The sequence below is a fragment of the Natrialba aegyptia DSM 13077 genome (assembly GCF_000337535.1).
Lineage (GTDB): Archaea > Halobacteriota > Halobacteria > Halobacteriales > Natrialbaceae > Natrialba > Natrialba aegyptia.
Genome location: NZ_AOIP01000022.1, coordinates 20,314 through 39,975, shown reverse-complemented (window position 1 = coordinate 39,975; position 19,662 = coordinate 20,314). Strand labels below are relative to the sequence as shown.

The 19,662-nt window shown below is 55.3% G+C and carries 20 protein-coding genes; 3 read left to right on the top strand and 17 right to left on the bottom strand.

Features of this window, described 5'->3' with window-relative positions:
• The first annotated feature begins 4 nt into the window (after positions 1-4).
• Positions 5-220 (top strand): hypothetical protein, encoded by a 216-nt coding sequence (locus C480_RS23635; RefSeq protein WP_006665497.1) that lies wholly within the window; start codon positions 5-7, stop codon positions 218-220.
• A gap of 345 nt (positions 221-565) precedes the next feature.
• Here C480_RS23635 and C480_RS22175 read toward each other — a convergent pair whose 3' ends face one another.
• Positions 566-1,762: an AlbA family DNA-binding domain-containing protein gene (locus C480_RS22175; protein WP_083873366.1), complete on the bottom strand. Its 1,197-nt coding sequence runs from the start codon at positions 1,760-1,762 to the stop codon at positions 566-568.
• Between the two features lie 315 nt (positions 1,763-2,077).
• Between C480_RS22175 and C480_RS10000 the strand changes: the two genes are divergently transcribed.
• Positions 2,078-3,196 carry a tyrosine-type recombinase/integrase gene (locus C480_RS10000; protein WP_049903533.1) on the top strand — a complete coding sequence of 373 codons (1,119 nt, stop codon included), beginning with the start codon at positions 2,078-2,080 and terminating at the stop codon, positions 3,194-3,196.
• Between the two features lie 275 nt (positions 3,197-3,471).
• Here the strand turns inward: C480_RS10000 and C480_RS09990 are convergent, their stop codons facing one another.
• The 3 genes from C480_RS09990 to C480_RS22990 all read right to left on the bottom strand — a co-directional run bounded on the left by C480_RS09990 (position 3,472) and on the right by C480_RS22990 (position 5,405).
• The gene (locus C480_RS09990; protein ID WP_049903531.1) at positions 3,472-3,789 is read right to left on the bottom strand and encodes a hypothetical protein; all 318 of its coding nucleotides are present in this window, start codon (positions 3,787-3,789) and stop codon (positions 3,472-3,474) included.
• Between the two features lie 778 nt (positions 3,790-4,567).
• Positions 4,568-4,804 carry a hypothetical protein gene (locus tag C480_RS22995; RefSeq protein WP_152424033.1) on the bottom strand — a complete coding sequence of 79 codons (237 nt, stop codon included), beginning with the start codon at positions 4,802-4,804 and terminating at the stop codon, positions 4,568-4,570.
• 82 nt (positions 4,805-4,886) lie between these two features.
• On the bottom strand, positions 4,887-5,405 hold the full coding sequence (locus C480_RS22990) for a hypothetical protein (RefSeq protein ID WP_152424032.1): 519 nt from the start codon (positions 5,403-5,405) through the stop codon (positions 4,887-4,889).
• A gap of 88 nt (positions 5,406-5,493) precedes the next feature.
• On the opposite strand from C480_RS22990, the gene C480_RS09980 reads away from it, so the two are divergent.
• Positions 5,494-6,099, top strand: coding sequence for a hypothetical protein (locus C480_RS09980; RefSeq protein WP_049903542.1), 606 nt, complete (start codon positions 5,494-5,496; stop codon positions 6,097-6,099).
• Positions 6,100-6,165: 66 nt separating this feature from the next.
• On the opposite strand, the gene C480_RS09975 is transcribed toward C480_RS09980, so the two are convergent.
• From C480_RS09975 to C480_RS09910, 13 genes are all read right to left on the bottom strand, one after another.
• Complete coding sequence (locus C480_RS09975; protein ID WP_152424031.1) at positions 6,166-6,615, bottom strand: hypothetical protein; 450 nt, start codon at positions 6,613-6,615, stop codon at positions 6,166-6,168.
• Between the two features lie 1,941 nt (positions 6,616-8,556).
• Complete coding sequence (locus C480_RS09965) at positions 8,557-9,504, bottom strand: minichromosome maintenance protein MCM (RefSeq protein WP_006665490.1); 948 nt, start codon at positions 9,502-9,504, stop codon at positions 8,557-8,559.
• Positions 9,505-9,516: 12 nt separating this feature from the next.
• Positions 9,517-11,886, bottom strand: coding sequence for a hypothetical protein (locus tag C480_RS09960; RefSeq protein ID WP_006665489.1), 2,370 nt, complete (start codon positions 11,884-11,886; stop codon positions 9,517-9,519).
• A gap of 14 nt (positions 11,887-11,900) precedes the next feature.
• Positions 11,901-13,532 carry a hypothetical protein gene (locus tag C480_RS09955; RefSeq protein WP_006665488.1) on the bottom strand — a complete coding sequence of 544 codons (1,632 nt, stop codon included), beginning with the start codon at positions 13,530-13,532 and terminating at the stop codon, positions 11,901-11,903.
• Complete coding sequence (locus C480_RS09950; RefSeq protein ID WP_006665487.1) at positions 13,533-14,771, bottom strand: hypothetical protein; 1,239 nt, start codon at positions 14,769-14,771, stop codon at positions 13,533-13,535. It abuts the gene before it with no gap.
• On the bottom strand, positions 14,768-15,796 hold the full coding sequence (locus C480_RS09945; protein ID WP_049903528.1) for an MlaD family protein: 1,029 nt from the start codon (positions 15,794-15,796) through the stop codon (positions 14,768-14,770). The genes C480_RS09950 and C480_RS09945 overlap by 4 nt, the downstream gene beginning before the upstream one ends.
• Positions 15,793-16,377, bottom strand: coding sequence for a hypothetical protein (locus C480_RS09940; protein WP_006665485.1), 585 nt, complete (start codon positions 16,375-16,377; stop codon positions 15,793-15,795). Before C480_RS09940 ends, C480_RS09945 begins: the two co-directional genes overlap by 4 nt.
• Positions 16,374-16,589, bottom strand: coding sequence for a hypothetical protein (locus C480_RS09935; RefSeq protein ID WP_006665484.1), 216 nt, complete (start codon positions 16,587-16,589; stop codon positions 16,374-16,376). Before C480_RS09935 ends, C480_RS09940 begins: the two co-directional genes overlap by 4 nt.
• 169 nt (positions 16,590-16,758) lie before the next feature.
• A complete protein-coding gene (locus C480_RS09930; protein WP_006665483.1) occupies positions 16,759-17,049 on the bottom strand; it encodes a hypothetical protein in 291 nt (96 codons plus the stop codon).
• Complete coding sequence (locus tag C480_RS09925) at positions 17,046-17,282, bottom strand: hypothetical protein (RefSeq protein ID WP_006665482.1); 237 nt, start codon at positions 17,280-17,282, stop codon at positions 17,046-17,048. The genes C480_RS09930 and C480_RS09925 overlap by 4 nt, the downstream gene beginning before the upstream one ends.
• On the bottom strand, positions 17,279-18,220 hold the full coding sequence (locus tag C480_RS09920) for a hypothetical protein (protein ID WP_006665481.1): 942 nt from the start codon (positions 18,218-18,220) through the stop codon (positions 17,279-17,281). The genes C480_RS09925 and C480_RS09920 overlap by 4 nt, the downstream gene beginning before the upstream one ends.
• Entirely contained in the window at positions 18,217-18,672 is a 456-nt protein-coding gene (locus C480_RS09915) for a hypothetical protein (RefSeq protein ID WP_241433811.1), read from the bottom strand. Before C480_RS09915 ends, C480_RS09920 begins: the two co-directional genes overlap by 4 nt.
• Before the next feature lie 208 nt (positions 18,673-18,880).
• On the bottom strand, positions 18,881-19,528 hold the full coding sequence (locus C480_RS09910) for a hypothetical protein (protein WP_006665479.1): 648 nt from the start codon (positions 19,526-19,528) through the stop codon (positions 18,881-18,883).
• Positions 19,529-19,662 lie beyond the last annotated feature (134 nt).

The following is a 19,662-nucleotide window of genomic DNA, read 5'->3' as shown; positions in this document are numbered from 1 at the left end:
TTGCATGAGAGCGATACTCAAAAGCGGCGAATCAATCGAATGCGACAGCTACAACATCAAAGAACAGGGTGTGGAATTGTACGATAAGTCCGATGGTGTCGAAGATCTTGGATACATCCCGCACGACCTACTCCACGCAATTATCCCACGTGACTTCGAACTAAGCATGGAAGGTGACGAATCGGAGTCTAAGGAAGGGCCTGCCGCCTATACTCTCTAGCCGACTTTTTATTAAGGAAGCCGCGGCCAAACCGCGGTAATGCCCCACCGCTCCCCATAGGTGGACTTACTCGTCGTTGAAGCGCTTGTCGACTTCCATGTCACGCACCAGGATAGCCGCCCCGATCGTGCGTGTCAAGCCGAACTTCTCGCGGAGACACTCGCAGCGTCGCACGGACTCACACTTGAGGACGCGCTTCGCCAGCGGGACGGATCGAATAGTTCAGTCAGAATAGAACGCAGACGGCTCACTCGTGGTCGAACTCGAGCCCAGCAACCCTAACGGCGAGTTGTCGATCTTGAGATCAGGTAGAATTCAATCCCATCTCGAACTGATAACTCGATACTACATTTTTGCTGGGTTGCCATATCTTTCGTATATATCCCCATGTTCTCCGAATGCATACCAGACTTCTTGCAGTAGATCTCTAACTACATCAGATAGCATATCATCATCTGATTCGACTGTGACAGACGACAGTGTTGCAACATTCCGATCCAACGGATCTGTACGCCTCCGTTGGTCTTTTGCTAAAACGTAACCCTTTGAATCAATGAAAGAAATATATAGGAAAATCGGCGTTCCGACACCTCTATCGAACAAGAAACTGGTATAGTCCATTAACCGGTCACGAAATATTTCATAGAGAGTCGTGATCCCAATACTGTTTTCATCATTCCAATCTTTGCGCATGTGGAACGAATGGATGGCTTCTATGCGGCCATCTCTGAATATTTGGATATATTCTGAATCGGGTTGATCTCTATCAGGATAGAAATCCTTTGAGCAGACTATTCCATCTATATTTCTTCTTGACTTGCCATATGGGGAAGAGCTACTGTTTCGGTGAAAAAGAGGTAATCCTACCATCTCGTTCTCTTTTGGTGATATATCGATCTCCGGTTTTAAACTAAATGCAGTAGTAGGTACTATGTGTAATACGATCGATGGGCCTGGCTCATACGGAGCAGGTGTATCGCCTGCTCTGATCTTTGAAATCCGATCAGCAAGGAACGACTCTATCTCATCAGTAAGCCGATACTGCTCGACGAACTCCTCGCGCAGTTGATCAACATCCATTGGATACGTTCCTGCGGAATTTCGAGCAATAAATGGTTTTCCAGAGATTCGAGTTACACGGTGCGGCGAGAGCATACTTTTACGGACACGGACGACCGCAACGAATTCTCCCTCTTGTTCTGGGTTTTCAATAGTCTGAATTGTATGACTCGTAATCTGAGGCTCAACACCTGTTCGGAGTATATCTTCCCATTTTAATTTGAACTCATCTTGGCTGTAGTCAGTGATCCAATTCAACTCTTCATCTAAATTTCCATCGTCTGGATCAGGAATTCCTATCAGAAGGTCACCACCAGTCGTATTCGCAAATGATGTTATTTCTTTAAGAAATTTATCTTTATGATTATTGTTGGCTGGATCGAGCATATACTTGAATTCAAGCTCTGTCCTCTCGGGAACGCCAGTTTCAACAATGCGTTCTAATTCGCTGATCGAAATTTCCTCGACGTCGGACGATAGCATGATTACGAAATATCATTGAAAGGACTTGAATCCCCCGTCGGTTTGGTTGCAAGATGTAAGTGGTGCTAATTGAATCGACTGTTTTCTGTAGACGTTCTAGAACTCGTCAGACGCTCGTTTCTGCTGGCATAGCATCTAGCAATAGACCCGTCTATTTCATACATCGACATACAGTTTATAGATGCGCATATTGTAGGTAGATGCTCTATAACTGCCGTCTATCCCCGATAGAGGCAGTATCGGAGTTACATGGCTAAAAGGTAGTTTAACCAAGTAAGTTTAGGAGGGTGGACGCTGTACCCCACAGTGAGACTCATGGATTCGGGAAATTCGAGGCCTACTACCAGTTCTCGCGATCGTCACCCCACGGGTTCGACCATCCAACAGTCGGTCGACCGCTACCTGAACTCGCTCGACTCGGGCGGCAGTCGCGCAAGTATGCGGCCGGCGCTAACCGAGTTCAGTTCGTTCTGCCACGAGGAAGAAATCGACAGCGTCGCTGAACTCGACTCGGGTGACTGCCGCGAGTACGGGCTTCGACTCCGTGAACGCACGATTGACGGCGACCTTGCGGGTTCGACAGCAAATACGTACTTCCGGTACGTGCGGGCGTTCCTCTCGTTCTGTGTTCGCGATGAGCAGCTCGACACAAATCCCGCAGACACCGAACGTGCCGAGGAGTTCCTTCCCGAGGACCGACCGACGAGAGACACACAGTTCTGGATGCCCGAGCAACGCAAGCAACTTCTTTCGTACGCAGACGAACGCGTGGGGATGGCTCGTGAGGAAACTATCGATGTGCCGCTCGAACGAGCCTACCGTGACCGAACCATCGTTGTCCTGCTCGCGGAACTCGGCGTGCGTGGGGCCGAACTCTTTCGGGATCAGAACGACGACGATCGGCGCGGCCTTCGGTGGGGCGACGTCGATCTCGATAATCGGACACTCGAAGTGTATGGTAAATCTCGAGCGTACGAGGCCGTCGGGCTCACTGACAGCGCACACAACGCACTCTCGCGTCTTCAGCGTGCTCACAAGCCACCGATCGACGACTGGCCAGTGTTCCCGACCGGGCATACGGCGAGCAAGTACCAGGCTGTTGAGGACGCTACAGGCGAGCGTCCCGAACCCGGCAGCGACATCGATGCAATTCTTCACGAGCAGGCGATCGCTCCGCCGTCGATCACGAAAGAGGCCGGCCGGCAGATCCTCAAGATGCTAACCAGCGAGGCCGGGATTGAACTCGAGGGCGACCAGGAATATCTGAAACCCCACGGAGCGCGACGGGCGCTCGGTGCGGAGTTGTATGAACAGGGTCACTCTGAACTCGCACAGGCGGCGCTACGACACAAGTCAATCGAGACGACCCACGAAGCCTACAGCGATATCCAGGCCGCTGACGTTGCTGAGTCGATTGATAAGGTACGGGAGTAGTATGCCAGCGTCAATGCATACGTACACGTGTAACTGCTCTACGTGTGGATATCACCGTGAATTCCTCAAGAAGGGGAAAGCGAAGCGTGCGCGCAACTACCACAAGTACAAGAAGCAGGGTCACAAGGCATCCGTGAGTGAGCGTTTTGAACAGTTAAGTGGGAGCGAAGGATCGAAACTTCATTATTGGACGTATGAGAGGTCTTATGAGTTCGAACGGAACTACGTGTGGTGGATGTGGTTCTACCAGTTCCGTTAAATTCTCTCTTATTGTGTTACTCACCTTCATAGTGCGTTATAAGGACTGTTTCACCGTTCTCACTGAGTACGCATTGCTTCGATACCGGCAGTGTTTCGCCAGCGTATTCTGAGAGATCGGCATACTTGTCGTTCATCTCATCACCGCACACTGGACAGGTTCCCATATTACCGAACGTGACTCGCTCGAGATCACTATGCGGCTCTATTTTAACGCCAAGTGTTTGGTCAGAGTTCTTGCCCATGATCGTGAGTACAGAGCCGGATTCGACAGTATGTGGGTTTTCTCTAACGGGTTCCTCACCGTTCAAAAGAACAGTTACATTGAACTCCATACAGAGAGTATTCAAAACAAATTGAAAAGTATTCGTACTGTGCGGATAGTAAACGAATCAACAGTATAGTGGATAGAAATAGATCTATTATCGGTTGATCGTAGGTATACCACCAATTGGTTACCACTTTATCCGTCGCAACATTGAATAACACTGATTGGGAATAATATATTGGAGTTGAAAATCTTGCAGGGTAAACAAGTCGCAGAGTTTATTGCTGGATTGCTTGGAGTCATCACAGCCATTGGGATCTCGATATAGACCATGAGTAGTCCAAGACACGGTGGAAGATCCAGTGTCACCAACTGCGAAAGACTGAAAGTGGTCCCCTTCGTTGTGCAACTTGCCTAAGCCCGGAGAGGGAGTTGTCTTCTAACTCCCCCGGTACTGCACCCGGAGAGCGTTGAGTACGTACACAGTCGTAATCAGTGCCGTAACCGACATCTCGAATGAGAGTTCGACGGAGATCATACTTGATACTACTCGCACGAATATCCCCTCTAAAGGTGCCTAAGCCCGGAGAGGGGCTCGTGCGCAAAGAGGCGTATTCATGCATTCCTCATAAAACGTGATGTTGTTATCCTACTCGTGTTGGAGTAGCACAAGTACTCTTGTGAAATTTCAGAAATAGCGGCAGGAGGTAATATTCTTATTTCACACGTCTGTTCACAGTCTCACCAGTCTACTCTCTGGCGGTATACACAACTCCGAGCGGTCATGAACCTGCCCGGTGGGCACGATAGCACGCATAATGAGCCTGCGGACGTATTTGAAGAAACTACGCCATAGGTGGCTCTCTATTATCGTAAATCCCCTCTCGATCCATATTTCCGTCAATCTCTCCACCGCTTGTTGGTTCAAGATTTCCAATCGAATCCTCAATCGCTTCCACTATCTGATCGAGTCGATGCTCTTCAAGATCCGTAGCACTGTCAGAAGAGCGAGTCTGAATAGCGATACGATCTGATTCAAGGATATTGACGCGAACCTCACAGTTAGCTTCCTGGTTTACCATACAATCATATTTAAAGAGATTAATTATCAACTTGATGGCTAACAGATGGGGCAGAGCCGATTGATGAGGACGGAAGTGATCGCTAGCCTGTGAGTTGTAGAACGCCGACTAGAACAATAAGAACAGAAAGGAAGGCTGCAAGATATTGTGCACGTCTTGGCCAAAGATAATTCACTTTGTAATAATTGCGGTCATAAACCATGAATGTATATATTCTTTCATAATGGTTCGACATCTTGCGTAATTCAATGTGATCCTCTTTGTCTCTGGCCCGGCATTTACGGACTGTTACGGCTGCTGTTCCCTGATATGGAAGCATGCGAATTTGATGGGTAACCGTCTTGCTTTCTCCAGGATCAATATCAAGCTCAAGTACGGTTACAACTCCGTTTTCTATTTTGTTATCTGATTCTTCAAATGAGAATCTGAGGGTTGTTCTACCCTCTATAGGCTTATCGCCGATATTTTTGGCGTGAATTTCAAATTTAGGTGATTGGTCTGTGAAATAGACGTTACGGCGGGGTTCAAGGTCTTCTGATATCAGTTCAATCTCTAAAATATCGTCTCCTTTAGACACTGTATAGGTCGCGTTAGCTGGCATGATTTTATGAATAATGGAAGCAATCCGATCAAAGAATATGTTTGGATTGGCCTACATATTTATCACTTTCCGAGACACTATCTTGAACATGAATCGGCGCGCGTACCTCACGGCGGCGACAGTCTCCACCTCAGCATTGATTGCAGGGTGCTCTCAAGTAGAGGAGCTAGCAAGCAATGTGGGTGAAGAAACCACACTCGGTGATACTGTTAGTTTCGGCAATATTGACATCACTGTTACAGACTCGATGACAACTGGGAAAATCACTCTCAATGGTAACGAGAAAACTGCACCATCAAACGGAATCTATGCGTTATTCGAGGTTGAGGCGCACAATACTGATGTAACCGAAAGGGATGTCCCGTATGTGAGTATCCCCGAATATGAGACGTTGGAAAAGGAAGAGGATGTTATCTATTTCAATGACATCAACGATATCCGTGTCTATGGCTCTGGTGAGGGTGGGCATTTCCCAGATTTAGATTGGCAAGAGGAAATGCAAGTCAATACTGGGTATGAACTTGGAGCTAATGGAGAACAGTTAGAGACGTATCCTGCTGGACGATCGCGACCAAGTATCGACGCAGATTCAACGATTACAGGCTGGGGGGTTGGTGTTATTGATACCGGTGCGACCCCTGAGTTGCGGATCAATTTTGGCGGGAAATCAGAGACATGGAAGACTGACGATTGAATAACCCCGGTACAGAAACAAGAGACTGCTCAATAGGGAAGTTGTCCTAGCCCAACCTGAGTTCGGTTAAATCCCGTCTTCGTCGCGAACAGTAATGTCACCAACGTTTCGATAGTGATCCCAGTCATCAGTCATCGCTCTTGCAATCCCTTCTTGGTACCTGCTAATTGAGACTTCGTTGTAGTCCTCGCGTGATTCAAGTCCATCGATAAGGTCCGGTTTTGTCCGTGGCATCGGCATCTTACACCGGAATTCGTCGATCCGAAGAACCTGGAGCTGATCTATCAGAGATTCATTGAAGTAAACTCTGAAAGTCAAAACCTCGGTATCTTCAGAATGGTTATATCGATTGGTCCAGGTATGCTGGTAGTCCCTTCCTGATTCACAGTCTCCACATTTCTCAATTCGGAGACGTGGATCTGGTGAATAGACGTAGGTTTGAGGGGAATCGAAAAACTTCCAATCGGTCCCTTCTGACTCAAGGATCATTCGTTTCAGGTCCGTGATTGATGGCATTATAAACAAACATTCAAACCTAAATACAAATATATTGTGGCCCAAGAACGGGAGATATGGTGACCTCTCTAACTAACGTTACTCTGAAACGCGATACCGGTCGATTCGGGCTTTGTTCTCGGCGTACGACCGGCCCGAATCATAGATCGGGTCATCCGGAAGCGTCGCCTCACCCTCAGGAACCGTCGCGACGGGGAGTTCAGTCTCCGCAAGGAGGTCCTGCACCATCGATTCCCACGTGCCAAGTGGCGACTCATCGTCCATCAGTCCGCGTAGGCGCTCGAATACGTCCGCGACCTCCGTATAGGCGTCATTGAAGTCCTCGATCCACGCTTCCAGGTCATCGAGTTCATCGTCGACGCCGGCCTCGCAAAGCCGATCTTCGATTCGGGCCTGGACGTCGTCTTCCCACTGCTCGCTGCGGCGGGCGTTCTTGCGAGGGAGATCCGGGTCGGTGTACCGTTCGAGAGCATCGCGAACGATGCGGCGGAACTCGTCAGGGTGTTGCTCGAGCGCGTTCAACTCGGTCGCGCCGGCCCCGTGTTCCTGCTCCCACTCGGNATCGCGAACGATGCGGCGGAACTCGTCAGGGTGTTGCTCGAGCGCGTTCAACTCGGTCGCGCCGGCCCCGTGTTCCTGCTCCCACTCGGTGATACGACGATTGTACGCAACGCCGCCGGTTCCTGTCGCTGAACTCTCTTCGATGGGTTTTCGCGGGAGGTCTAGGTTCTCGATTTGATCGGTCGTCACGGCTAGCCGCTTGATCACGACGCGTTGTTCGAGGTCGCCACGTTGATGCAACCAGGCGAGTTTCCCCGCCATGTTCGCCGGCATATCGTAGCCTTTCACGTCGAAATCGGCTAGATACAGAATCACCGCGGGTTTGCCGGCGTCGTCGATCCGCTGTGCCAGCTCGTTCGCGACGGTCAACGAGAGGTCGCCCTCGCCCTCTACCACAACGTTACACCCATATTTGGCGGCCAACCCGCCCCGGCCGCGGATGTAATCGGGCAGCGTCTTCTCGGACCACAGTTCGATGTGATACGGCGACTGTCGGGCCTTATCGAACGATAGTTGCTCGCGTGCACGTGACGCGACGCGATCGGCGACCCACTCAGAGTAATCTGTCTCCACGGGATTGAACACGAGTTCAGCACGGGACTCCGGATTGGGTATCTGTGGCGTTCGAACCCCGGTTGGCGTGGGGAGACTCTCGGGATCAGGCTGGACAGTGTGAGTTCCGTACTCGGTGACGGTTCGGGTGTCGGCGCGTTTGTCGATAATTCCGTCCAGCGGAATGTAGCCGAGAATACGGGCGAGGACGGCACATTCCTCAAGATAGCCGTAACACCGCTGGGTGTTGTCGTAGGTGTCCCACGAGCAGTCAGTCGGTGGTTCCACGTCCATATCGGACATGTAGACGGTGTAGTGGACACCGCGGACGTGGATACGGTCGCTCTCGCGCTGCTCAACGGCTTGCTGCCAGAGTTGGGCGAACCACTCGGCTTTCGCGTGATCGGCGTCTGTCCCCTTGTACATCGGGTCACGTCGACGGCTCTGGATAAGGAGGTCGTCAACGTCGACGCCATACTGCTCGGCGAGTGCATCGATCTGCTCGCGCGGTGACTGGTGCTGCGGCTCGCGATCGTGATTTGGTGGCATAACTGAACTCGAGTTCGGATCTTCAGCTCTATTCGTCCGGTGTCCTTCTAACAACCGCTGCCCCCTGGACGCCGTGGTGTCTGTTCGACAAAACCATTGTTCTAGTTCAGATGGACTCTAGTGTGTATGGCGTACCTGTCGCGAACGCGGTGCACACGTGCACAATAACTTCTTAAACGGTATAAACAGGAACATAGTCGGCTAGAGGCCGTATTTTCCGTGTTCATCGACCAACCGATCACCACGAACATTGGAACACATATGCCAGATAGGAAGAACTCAAATATCGAATAGTTTCGCCCCTTCATTTCCAATCTTATTCTCGTCAATCAACGCGTTGATCTGGTCATCAATCTCTTCGCGACGAACACCATGTGCATCGACGACTGCGTCAACAACTTCGGCTCGTGGAACAGCCCAGTCGTCAGTCACTTCGATTCGATCAGTGAGCGTCTCCATGATGAACTCTTGAATCTCACTTGCGCCGTAGGTGTCGATCTCGATCCGTTCTTCGATATCGAGGTCGAGTACTTCAATATACGTTGAGAGCGTTGACTCACTTTGGCCAGCAAACGTCTCGTAGATCCCGTTGATGGTCACGAAGTCACCGGGGCCGACCATGTCGACGAGATCGTTTTTTAGAAACGCGATCGTCGCCGGCGGTTCGTCGAGATTGCTATCCGGTGGGATAATGACGATCTTTTGGAGATCGACGAGTTCAGACTGTTCTCGTTTGAATATGAACCCGGGCTTTGAGTGCTCACAACCCATGCATTCGTTCGGTTTCATGAGGTCGCCGTAGCTCTGTGGCATTCTCGAGAGGGTTCCACAGAGCGGGCATTCAAACGCCGCTTCCTCCGCATACGGTTTCACACCCTCCATATCGACAACCTTTCCGCGAACGGAGAGTAGCTGGCCGAGTTGCCGCGTTCGGTACTTCCCGACGCGAACAGTTTGTCGATCGGGAAGATTGTAGACGCGGACATTGACGCCGAGTAGTGAGGCGTCGTCGAGACGGTTCAGTGCGTTCGTTGCAAATTGCCGCATGCGAGCAGGCTTCCGGAGGATCTCGTCGGCGACCGAGCCGTCCCACGACTCGAGGGTGTGCCAATCGATTCGAAGCGATTGCTCGTCAGGATATTCATTATCGAGTCTCTGCACTTCAGCACGGTATGGTCCGGTGAAAAACTCGGTGAACGCTTTCATCGGGTCATCGTGTTGCCCCATACTCGAAAACCCCTATTTCAGCTCCTCCATCACAACATCCCACCTGATCTTAGCCGCTCGCTTGCCGATCGGCGTGAGTTCGTAGTACTTCCCGTTTTGCGTGATACACTTCTCGAGACTGTCGCTTTTTCCAAGGTGCCTAGAGAGCGTACTACGTGTCCAACCGATATTCTCAGCAATATCTTCCTGCCGTTTGAGGTCATCATGCTCGTCGACGGCCCGACAGGTCGCGACCAACTGCTTGCGCGTCGGGGCCTCTTTCGAAAGCCACGGTGCGATTGACTCGGGGATGTTGTGGCGCTCGACGACCTCCGAAAGCGTCGTATCGCGGTCTTGCTGTTGAAGGGAGAGTTCACGCTGCCGATCACCGAACCCGGTCGATTGCAACGAGAGGTCTGCCGGAACGGGATAGTCACGACGGCGCTGTAGGGCTGCATCAATCGCGTCTTGGTCCACGTCAGCGGGAGCCAGATCGTCGTCGAAATCCTCGGGAAGCAAGTGCCACGTCCCAACTTCGGGAACCGACTCGTCAGTGACGACTGTATGCTCGGTGAGATCCACCCAGTACTCGCAGTCGCCGTGTTTCGAGTGCCAACCGTCGTACTCGGTTTCGCGGACGCGAGCCCCCCACGCGATGCCATAGCGATCGAGCCAATGACGATCGCCGAGACCGAGACCACACGGCGCACCGCGGAACTCGAGCGGCCAGAACGCGTCACCACCGGCAAGGATCATTCCCTGCCCGATGTTGAACTCTGAGAGCTGGTCCATCTGCTCGTTACTGAAATTGTACGACCGATCCAGCGTCTCGATCTCTTCCTCGCCGAGACGGAGCAGGATCTTCGTCGCCATGTTCGATCGGACGGGCTTGTACACGTCGTTCAGTTTCTGCGTCGATCCGAGCATCAGAATCCGTCGACTCCCACCCTGTGTCGAGATGAAGAATATCGTCTGTCGGAGCGTTTTGATCGTGTCTTTGTACCGGACGTCGGCCAGTTTACTCGGGGCGATATTCTTCAGTTCTCGAATTTCGAGACAGACTCGCGGGAGACGACTGTTCTGGTCGCGAGCCTTGTAGATCAGCCGCAGCCAGAGGTCCATGATCGTATATTTCAGCGCCTCTTGGCCCTGCGAGAGGAAATTGCAGCACAGAACGCTCGCCTGGTCCTGGTTTGCAATTACCGACTGCATGTTGATGTTCGTCTCGGCTTCGGGCGAAGCAACCAGACCCTCACCAGCGAGGTGTGCGAGCCGCTGAGCCGCCTTATTCAGCGCGTCCTCCGCTTCCATGTGGTACTGAACGCTTTTGGTCTGTACGCCGTTGCCGTCGCTGGCACTGCTGTCGCGCTTTTCGGTCCACTCGATTGTCGCGTCCATTTCCTCGGCGTATACCTGCAATCGCGATACCAACTCCGTGACTTCACCAGTCCGTTCAAGCGTCTTATCCAACGCCTGTTTGATCCGCTGCTCGGTGTTCGCATCGGACTTGGTAATCCCAGCGAGACGAAGGATTAGGTGGGGCGTCAGATCATCAATTCCAATCGTGAACGGGCGGAAGTTCGCCGGTAGCTTCGCCGGGATTCCATCCATTGCAGGGACAAGTACCTCGGCGTTGAACGCCGCTGGTTCCTGTCCCATCCGATCGAGATTCTCCCGAATCGCTTTCTCGTCATTCGGAATCGAGATCATCGGCGTTTCCATCCGTCCGTCGTCGAGGATGCTGAAATACGAGTAGTTGTGCTCGTTCCAGAGGTTCATCCCGATACTGGTGATCGTCGAGTCCTTGCCCGAGCGCGGGAGTGCGACCGCGAGAATGTGGTCACACGACGAGTGCGTGATTTCGACGGCGCGGTCTTCCAGGTCGGCCGCGTCGTCGGCACCGATCCGACGCCGACCGATCGGCGTCGCCGTCTCGACGTTACTCTGGCGGCCCTGTTCGTCCAGTGTTTCCAGTCTGACCGGTGCATACTGCGTGAGATCCGAGAACGCTTCAACGATCCCAAGGCCCTTCGCGACGGCGACCAGAATCTCGAACCACGTGGCGGCATCGATATCGTGGCCTGTTTCGAATCGACGATGAATCTGATTGAACCGGTAGATCATGTCCGGTTCTACGTCTGCCTCAGTGGTAGCTACCGGCCGATCCGGGTCATGCCAGAGGTAGAGGTGTAGTTCCTCAAGAATCTCCTCTGGTTGGCGGCCAGTATCGTTTTCGCCGACGATAGCGTTCTCGGCCTCGCGAATTAGTTCGCGGACATAAGCCTCTGTATTTAGCTCCTCTTTGCGCCGTTGCTGTTCGATTCGAGAGGAGAGTTTGTTCCGAACAGCGACTCTCGTTTCAGTGTTGTCACTCGGCTGGTGAAGGCTGGTTTCTGAACTCATAAGTACTGAATCAGTCAGTTATCGGCTTGCTCATGCGTTTCTGGTCGCACGAACGGGGCTGGTGACATGTCGGTCTCAATCTCTGGGGGATCGTACCGCGTCTCGAAGGCTTGCTTACCGAATAGCGATGAGAACTCGCCACGGAGTTGCACGACGTTCGGCGGGAACGACTCATCACCTTTCGAGACAGCGACCAGCTCGCGTTCGTCGCCAGTTTCGGTGTCGGAGACCGTCACGGGCGTCTCCGCGAGCGCGTGGATCTCGACAAGATCGCAGTAGACCTCGCGAACGAGATCGGGATCTCGCCCTCGGCCGATGAAGATCAAGCCCCATGCAGCATACCGGCGGTCGTACTCGATTACCTCATCGATGAGGATATCCCGCGGAAGGAGTCCTTCCGGCGCGTCAGCGACCATATCGATGAGTTGGTCCATAATCGCCTTGCGTTCGTGTTCTTGGACCCACGCTTCGAGCATCGGCAGGTATCGTTTGAGCAGATAGGCGTTGGTCTCCTCGATTGCCGGAGCGGGTTGGCGGCCCTCAAGCCGGTCGATCGCCCGATCAGCGAGTGTCTCCGCGAGTTCATACTTGTCCTCGCTCGCGTACACGTTCCCGTCGAGATAGCCGTAGTACATCGTGGTCTCGGGTACGTCGACGGTCTTCGTGAGGATCGCCAGATCGGTCCAGCGTGTCGGATCATCGTCGGCCCGCAGCGCCCGCAGTCGGCGACGGTGACGGAGGTCAACGGCCCAGTAGTAGGTCCCGCCGACGAACACCGAAATCGCGACGACGACTGGCAAGAACCACAGTTGAATCCAAATGCGAAGCCAGAGCATCACGCCAACGAACGTGAGTCCTGCTGGCACGAGGAACCGCCAGAGGACACCGTTCAGGTCGACTGCCGACGCTAGCTCAAGACGGAACAGTCGGAGTTGCGTCCAAAAGTCCGGGTCCGACTCGTCTTCGGAGTTCGGAGCCACGTCGATCGGCCTGTTCGGGTCTCGGCGGGCAAGGTCAGTGGGTTCAGTGGCCGACGGACCAGCGCCCTGTTCGTCGGGGTCGTCGTCTACATCCGCCGGCGTGAACGTTGGCGTCCCATGACCGTCGCCGTCGAAAGCCGCACGGACCCACTCAGCGATTTGCTCGGCGCTGTCACCCGACTGAACCAACACGCGTTCACAGCGGTCCAAGTCCGGTTGCTTGGCTTCCTCGGCGAGTCGGCGAATCGTCTTGTAGCTGAAGCCGGATCTCCGTGCCGTAATCCTGGCGAGGAGTCGGTCGCCGAAAAAGAGCAACTGCCGGCAGAGCAGGATGATCGCGAGCGCCCACACCCACGGGCTCGTTGCGAACCCGAGTACTGTCGTCACGATCGGGGCGGACGACGTGCTTGTCTCAGCCTGATTGACCATGAGCCCGATTACGCCAGCCCCGGCGACGAGTCCGCTTCCGATGACGACCGTCGCGAGGAGTCGAGACGTATTCGGGTGAGAGCCCATGAGAAAGCCTACAATACCCTGTTTGAACCGGTAGCGAGCCGTCGTCGCAACCGATCGGCTCACATCGAGTATCTCTCGCCAGAACAACCCAGCGACGGCAGCGAGTCCCAGTAGCACAAGGCCGGTCGCGATGTAGAGAAGTTGCTCCATCTAGTCGTCCCCCGTCGCCGCCGGCGTTCCGGTTATCCGAGTCTGTTTGCGCTCGATATCGTCAAGCATCACTTCGAGGTCGTTGCGCGTCTCGCGGTAAACCGACCCGAGTTGATGTTCCGTTTCCATGTATTTGATCGTCTGCAAGAGGTGATTCAGGACCTGCCGTTCGTTGGGGATATGGCGGAGCACGGGTTCGAGCCACGTCCCATGTAGGTCCTCGGAATCGAGGTCGTCAACGCCGTTGTGAACCATTTCGAGACCGTCGTTGGTCGCTCGAGCTTCACCCGCTGCAACAAGGTGAGCGAGTTGGGCCGGTGACTTGACACCGAATGCATCCTCGTAGTAGTCGGCGTAGCTACCGATCGCTGGCACCTCGGAGAGGTTATCGTCGTCGGCAGTACGCTTCGCCTGCTGGCGGTTGTTCCGCAGTTTGGCGAGTTCCTGTTCGTACCGGCCGGCCATGCTCGAAAGTGCGTCGACGAGATCGCCATGTTTCGAGCGCCGCCGCCACATCGCGAGCGCGCCGAGTGCGAGTGCGAGAATCACGTTCAGCGGATTCATCACACCAGCAATGAGCCAGGCAATCGTCTGGGCCGCGAGTTCAGTCAGGAACCCGTCGACGAGTTGAGCACGATCGTCGACCCACGTGATGTAGGATTCGACGCTGTCGGGATCGGTCTCGTAGCCGTTCTCCTCTGCGAAGTCCTGTAGGGTCGAGATGACCGGTTCCCAGCGTTCGAGCGATGCCGCATTGACGCTTTGCTCCGTTGCCGACGCGTACAGTGTCACGTCTTTCGACGAGCCGTCCTCGAAGAACACCTCAAGCGTGTAGAGCGACTGTTCGTCCGGCGGGGCAGCATCATCGGCGTACTCGACGCGGACCGTCTGGCCCCCTTCGAGCACTCGTGCTGTCGCCTTGGACTGTGAGATACGGACCGCATCGACGGGCTCAGTTGTCGAAAACAGAACGAACTCGCCGGTCGTGTTGAACGTCGAGTCGTCTTCCGCGACCTCGACGGCCTGGTAATCCACATCGAGAGAGACGGGATTAATGCGGACCTGTTCAGCACTCGTCGGTGCATTGCCGTCCGTCTCGTTTGCTTCTTGCACCGCGTAGGACGGTGTTGCGGTGTCGGCGGCCCCAGCGTCGGCTGATGGACCCACCGCCGCAGCGGCTGGCATAACGGCACTCACGAGGATGAGACAGACCGCCAGTATCGCGACGCGTCGGTTCATGCCTCACCTCCCGCGGAACCGTTCTCGTGATTCGAGATATCGCGTTGGCTACGCACCTGACGGCGCTGCTGGCCACGGCTCTGTTGGACTGTGACGTGTTCTTGCGACGGACCGACGAGTTCCTTGATGTCCCGCAGGTCGTCTTTCAGTTCCTCGCGCTGACGGTGCTCGCTGTTCTCGAGAATCCGGACGAGATCGCCGATCTGGTTGTGTGCCTCCGCGAGTTGCGCTCGAATCGATTTGGTTTCAATCCTCATTTTCCGCATCTGCTCTTGCTGTTTGACCTGTTTCTCATACGGAAGCCGCAGCGGTGGGTGGTAGCGGTAGTCAGCAGGTTTGTTCGTGCCACCGTCGACGGTGATCTGTCCCTGCGTTCGCATGACCCACTTGCCCTCGTCGAGCTGCACCGCATCGGAGTGGATTTCGTGAGTGACGATATCGCCGAGGGGCCGGTCGGACCGAAGTTTCCGGTCGTGACCCACGAGTTTGAACCGTCGGAAGAGGCCGAAGATACGCTCATCGCGAAGCTCTTTGATGAGCATGCGTCCATCATCGAGCCGTTCAGCCGACGCCCGGTCGAAGGGAATCGTCCGTTCGCTCGTGATATCGCCGTTCTCGGACTCGTTGATCAGGTGAATCTCCCCGACATCGCCGTCCTTGTAGCCACGATAGGCAACGCCGGCCCCGACGCCGAGTAAGGCTGTGGCCGCGAATTGTAGTTGTGTCGTGTACTGGAACTCGGCCGGACTGCCGTTTTTGAGGAACTGGTAGGTGTAGAACGCCACGATGCCGGCAATTCCGATGAGACAAAAAGAAATGACCTTGAGTTCGAACGGGAGTTGCCGGGGTTTGTCTCGAACCGGGATTCGAGGCCGTGTTTCGGGTCCTGTCTCGGACCGATCGACACGGTTGGCCCCCGTCGCTGCGCGGGAGTCCTCGAAGACACCCCAGCGTTCGACGAGATATCCGATGACGAGCAGGACACCGATAGCCACTGCACCGATAAGGACGTAATTCCAGTTCACGGTAGTCCCTCCGTGGCGTCAGCGACTGATTCACCGATTGCGGTATCGGCCTGTTCGCGATCGTCGGCCTGGCGAAGATAGTGGAAGGTCTTCCGACGGAGTTCACGGCCTTCCGTGAGCAGTTCTCGGTAGTCGCTTTCCCACTCGTCGATTTCGTTAATCATCGCCTCGCAGCCGTTTCGACCGGCATACCGCCGAAGTTCGCGTTTCACTTCGTCCTCACCGGCCCCGCGCAAGCGCTTTTGTAGGCGCTCGCGCTCGATCTCCTCGTACCGATTCGTGATTACGGGGCAAGCAACGCCGTAGTGCTCGCAGTCCGAGCAGTCATCGGGGAAGTGGTCAGCCCCGTTCACGTCGACGGCGTACATGTCGTGTTCAGTTTCAAACTCGGCGAGCATCGTCTCGATATGGGTCAAAATCGATGTCGCCGGCACCTGGTCGGCGTCATCCATCCAGTCGAGCACGGCGTCTTGCAGGTCATTCTCGGTTATCAGCCCAACCACGTCGTCGAAGTGTTCGTATAGCCGATCGATCCGTTTTCGTCGCTGTTGCGCTTCGTCAACGCGTTTCTCTGGTCTCATAGGATCTCCTCGTTGATTGGCGGCAGGTCGATGGTCTCGCGGTCAGAATCCGGCGGCGTGACGGCAAAGCCCTCGTGACGAGCGACACGCAGAACGTAGGAGTCGCCTGGTCCGAAGGGGAACGCTGAGTCTGTGACGATCTCGGCCGGAATGTAGACCCGAGCAGTCGATTCGGAAGGATTGTCGAACGTATCCGCGAATTGGAGCGCCATCACGCCGGCCCTCCGCGTCGCGAGATAGTGATTCGTCTCTGGAGTTGAAAGGTGGGTTTAAGCATTGTCTCTGGTGTTGAGAGCAGGTTTCAATCAGATTGTAGCGTCGTTGCAATCGGGGTCGACAGAAAAATGGGCGGGCCGGGAGACGGCCCTCGAGCCACGTCGATCACGTTTGCCCCGCGATTTTCGCCCGCACCTCAGATTCTCTCAAGAGTTGGAGATTTCCACGAGCGAGATACAACATCAGCGTCAGCCAGAGCACGCCGATAAGCGCCTGTGCGCCGACGCCGGAACTCCCCAGGATCAGGAAGACAGCCGCCGCCGACCAGATGACGTTCGACGTGAGTCCTGTGACGGCTGACACGGTGATTGACTGGTCGCCACGGCGCTCGAACAGTGTCCCGCTCAGGAAGACGGCGATACCGATAGCCAGCAGACCGAGTAAGAGCCCGTTCATCGGTCCCACCGTTGACCCTCGTCACGCTCGCTCGTGAGCGACCGGGACTTGTATTTTGCCGCTGTTGCACCGCTCTGGCGTTCTTTAAAGACTTCCCCCCCGCCCTTGGTACCAAACGTGACGACCAGCCACGCACCGCCTAAGAGCAGGGCGATCAGCCATCCGCCGGCGATGATCGCCGGGAGTGCGATGAGTGCGATACCGACGACAACGATTGTGTTGAACCAGTTCATGAGTGGTGTCTCACCCCCACTGCAAACGGAAGGGGGGCCGCATGGAGCGCCGCTGTGACGCCAGCAAAGCCGGGGATTAGGTCTCGAATCCAGTCGGCCCCGCTCAGATAGGATCGGTACTGGTGGCGAGCCTTGTCCAGGGCCGATGGATTGGCTGTGAACTCGACCTCTGCATCCGGATCGTTGAACGTGAACTCGACGACGTCGCCGCCGTCGGCTTCGCGGAGGAATACCGCATCGTCTGAATCCGTCTCGACGGGCGTCCAGCCGCGGTCATCGGTCCGGTAGACCGCCTGGTACTCGCCCACTTCTTTGTCCAGACTCTCATTCGAGAGCGCGACCGAGACACTTTCCGAGCTGTTCTCGGCCGTCAACGTGTAGGTACGTTGCTCAAGGTCGCCGCCACCGAAGATTGACCCCAGTCCGATATCGGGGAGCAAACCAGAGGTGGCGTTCTTTGCCGTTCCTGTCCATTTGAGCGACGTAACCCGGAGCTTCGAGGGCGCGAATGTAGCTTCCTCGCCGCCCTCAAGCACGAACTCGACCTGCGTGTACGTCTCGTCGACATCGAAATCGTGCAGCGCCCGCCACGTCGCTTCTTCGCTCCCGTTGTTCGCATCGATATGACCGAGGTCGGCCGGATCAATCACTTCAGGACCGATCTCGACGACGTACCGAACGCAGTAGCCGTTCGGATTCTTCGCGTTCAGGTGGACGAACGCGACGTTTGTATCGACCGACACCTCCGTATTGTCGACAGAACTCGTCGCTGTGCCGTTGGTGGCGTCAGAAACCGTCGCATTGTCCGTCCGGAACGCGTCGTGCGTGACCGTCGTCTCACACTGCGGTTGCTCGTCAGTCACCGCACTGGCCGTAGCGGGTGTCGCGGCCGCGATCGGCGTAAGCACGAGCAACAGGCATAGGGCGAGAATTCTCATCGATCCCACCGAGGAAGTGAACCGTCACGAGACGTGATTTTCCGTCGCCCGCGTTTCCAGAACGTGTTCACTACCGGAACGAACCGCCACATCCCGATGAACAGGAACGGGATCATGGCGACGACGATCGCCGCTGTCAGTCCGAATGTCAGGACGGTTGCCGAGATAGCCCCGAGAATCAGGACGCCCGACGCCGCGGTCTGTTCGTACGACGAACCCGATCCGAGTGCCTGTGGCAGGATGCCACCGAGCCACTTGAGTGTCGACGCAACGGCGGGTGGCAGTGCCCGATCGATCGAGAGCCATCCGGCGAACCCGCGGACGTTTGCCCACGTGCCACGCGTCTGCGAGGCGATAGCCCGGCCGATCGACACCGGGAGCATGACGAATGCTCGAGCGCCGGAGAGGAGTAGCCGACCAGCTCGCCGTGGTGCTTTTCGAAGGTTGGACATAGTTATCGCCCCCGCCCGGTATAGCCAGTAATCCGGCTTGTGGCCGCCCGGAACGGCCACGTGAGCAATCGGAAGACCGATCCGAGGCCCTCTCGAGTTCGCCTGAGCGTTCGTCGGGAACGGGATTCCCAGCGGATATTCGCCGCCCGTCGCGGGTTGCCATACGGCTTGTCGCTGTAGTCGTCAGTGTCTCGTTTCCAGGGCATGGTCAGAACTCGTCTCCGAGAATTGTGCTCGTGACGTGCTGAGTGCCAAAGCGGTACTTCGCACCGAGATGGGCAAGATGTGATTCCGAGGGTGGTTCGTCCGGTTCGACGAAGTTCTTGTAGGCGTATTCGATTTCGTCGACGGCGTTGTCCGCGGCGATCGACTTGAACTGTACCAGCTCGTCGATATCGCGATCTGTCTCGTCGACGATTTCGGCGCTGGTGTATCCCTCGCCGTCATGCTCACTGACGAGATAGACGGTATGCGAGTCAACGTCGCCGACGTCCGTCTCCTCATCAGCCGCGGGAACGAACTCGAGCGAGAGTGTTTGAATCGAGCCGTCGAGACTCGAATACTCGTTGACGTAGTCGACCCACGCGTCGGCGTTCTGATTGAACTCTGCTTTGGCGTCACGTGCTGTCTGTTCGGCGTCTGGAACGCCCGTGAACTGCCGCCACACGTATCGTTCCCAGACACTCTTTCGCTTGCCGTTGACCGACGCTAAGAGGAGCGTAATCCGGTTGCTCTCTTCGATCTGCGTCTCTGCGGCCGCGCTCGCCGGCACGGTTGCGGCCGCAACCGACGCGACCGTTGTCGTGACGAACGCCCGCCGGGAGACGCGACGCTCGTCGGGATCAGATTCTGTCATAGTTTGTACTGAAAGGGTAGGGGTATGGTGGGTGAGAGGGGGAGTGCGGTGATAGGGCGAGGAAAGCGCCCCACACCTACCGAGTTCAGTACAATGCCCTGAACCAAGGCGACGCCCGCCCGTCGGAATCGAAC

What these genes read in the sequence shown, in the direction of transcription:
- C480_RS23635 (WP_006665497.1), top strand. Translation starts at nt 5, where the DNA reads ATGAGAGCGATACTCAAAAGCGGCGAATCAATCGAATGCGACAGCTAC.
- C480_RS22175 (WP_083873366.1), bottom strand. Translation starts at nt 1,762, where the DNA reads ATGCTATCGTCCGACGTCGAGGAAATTTCGATCAGCGAATTAGAACGC.
- C480_RS10000 (WP_049903533.1), top strand. Translation starts at nt 2,078, where the DNA reads ATGGATTCGGGAAATTCGAGGCCTACTACCAGTTCTCGCGATCGTCAC.
- C480_RS09990 (WP_049903531.1), bottom strand. Translation starts at nt 3,789, where the DNA reads ATGGAGTTCAATGTAACTGTTCTTTTGAACGGTGAGGAACCCGTTAGA.
- C480_RS22995 (WP_152424033.1), bottom strand. Translation starts at nt 4,804, where the DNA reads ATGGTAAACCAGGAAGCTAACTGTGAGGTTCGCGTCAATATCCTTGAA.
- C480_RS22990 (WP_152424032.1), bottom strand. Translation starts at nt 5,405, where the DNA reads ATGCCAGCTAACGCGACCTATACAGTGTCTAAAGGAGACGATATTTTA.
- C480_RS09980 (WP_049903542.1), top strand. Translation starts at nt 5,494, where the DNA reads ATGAATCGGCGCGCGTACCTCACGGCGGCGACAGTCTCCACCTCAGCA.
- C480_RS09975 (WP_152424031.1), bottom strand. Translation starts at nt 6,615, where the DNA reads ATGCCATCAATCACGGACCTGAAACGAATGATCCTTGAGTCAGAAGGG.
- C480_RS09965 (WP_006665490.1), bottom strand. Translation starts at nt 9,504, where the DNA reads ATGGGGCAACACGATGACCCGATGAAAGCGTTCACCGAGTTTTTCACC.
- C480_RS09960 (WP_006665489.1), bottom strand. Translation starts at nt 11,886, where the DNA reads ATGAGTTCAGAAACCAGCCTTCACCAGCCGAGTGACAACACTGAAACG.
- C480_RS09955 (WP_006665488.1), bottom strand. Translation starts at nt 13,532, where the DNA reads ATGGAGCAACTTCTCTACATCGCGACCGGCCTTGTGCTACTGGGACTC.
- C480_RS09950 (WP_006665487.1), bottom strand. Translation starts at nt 14,771, where the DNA reads ATGAACCGACGCGTCGCGATACTGGCGGTCTGTCTCATCCTCGTGAGT.
- C480_RS09940 (WP_006665485.1), bottom strand. Translation starts at nt 16,377, where the DNA reads ATGAGACCAGAGAAACGCGTTGACGAAGCGCAACAGCGACGAAAACGG.
- C480_RS09935 (WP_006665484.1), bottom strand. Translation starts at nt 16,589, where the DNA reads ATGGCGCTCCAATTCGCGGATACGTTCGACAATCCTTCCGAATCGACT.
- C480_RS09930 (WP_006665483.1), bottom strand. Translation starts at nt 17,049, where the DNA reads ATGAACGGGCTCTTACTCGGTCTGCTGGCTATCGGTATCGCCGTCTTC.
- C480_RS09925 (WP_006665482.1), bottom strand. Translation starts at nt 17,282, where the DNA reads ATGAACTGGTTCAACACAATCGTTGTCGTCGGTATCGCACTCATCGCA.
- C480_RS09920 (WP_006665481.1), bottom strand. Translation starts at nt 18,220, where the DNA reads ATGAGAATTCTCGCCCTATGCCTGTTGCTCGTGCTTACGCCGATCGCG.
- C480_RS09915 (WP_241433811.1), bottom strand. Translation starts at nt 18,672, where the DNA reads ATGTCCAACCTTCGAAAAGCACCACGGCGAGCTGGTCGGCTACTCCTC.
- C480_RS09910 (WP_006665479.1), bottom strand. Translation starts at nt 19,528, where the DNA reads ATGACAGAATCTGATCCCGACGAGCGTCGCGTCTCCCGGCGGGCGTTC.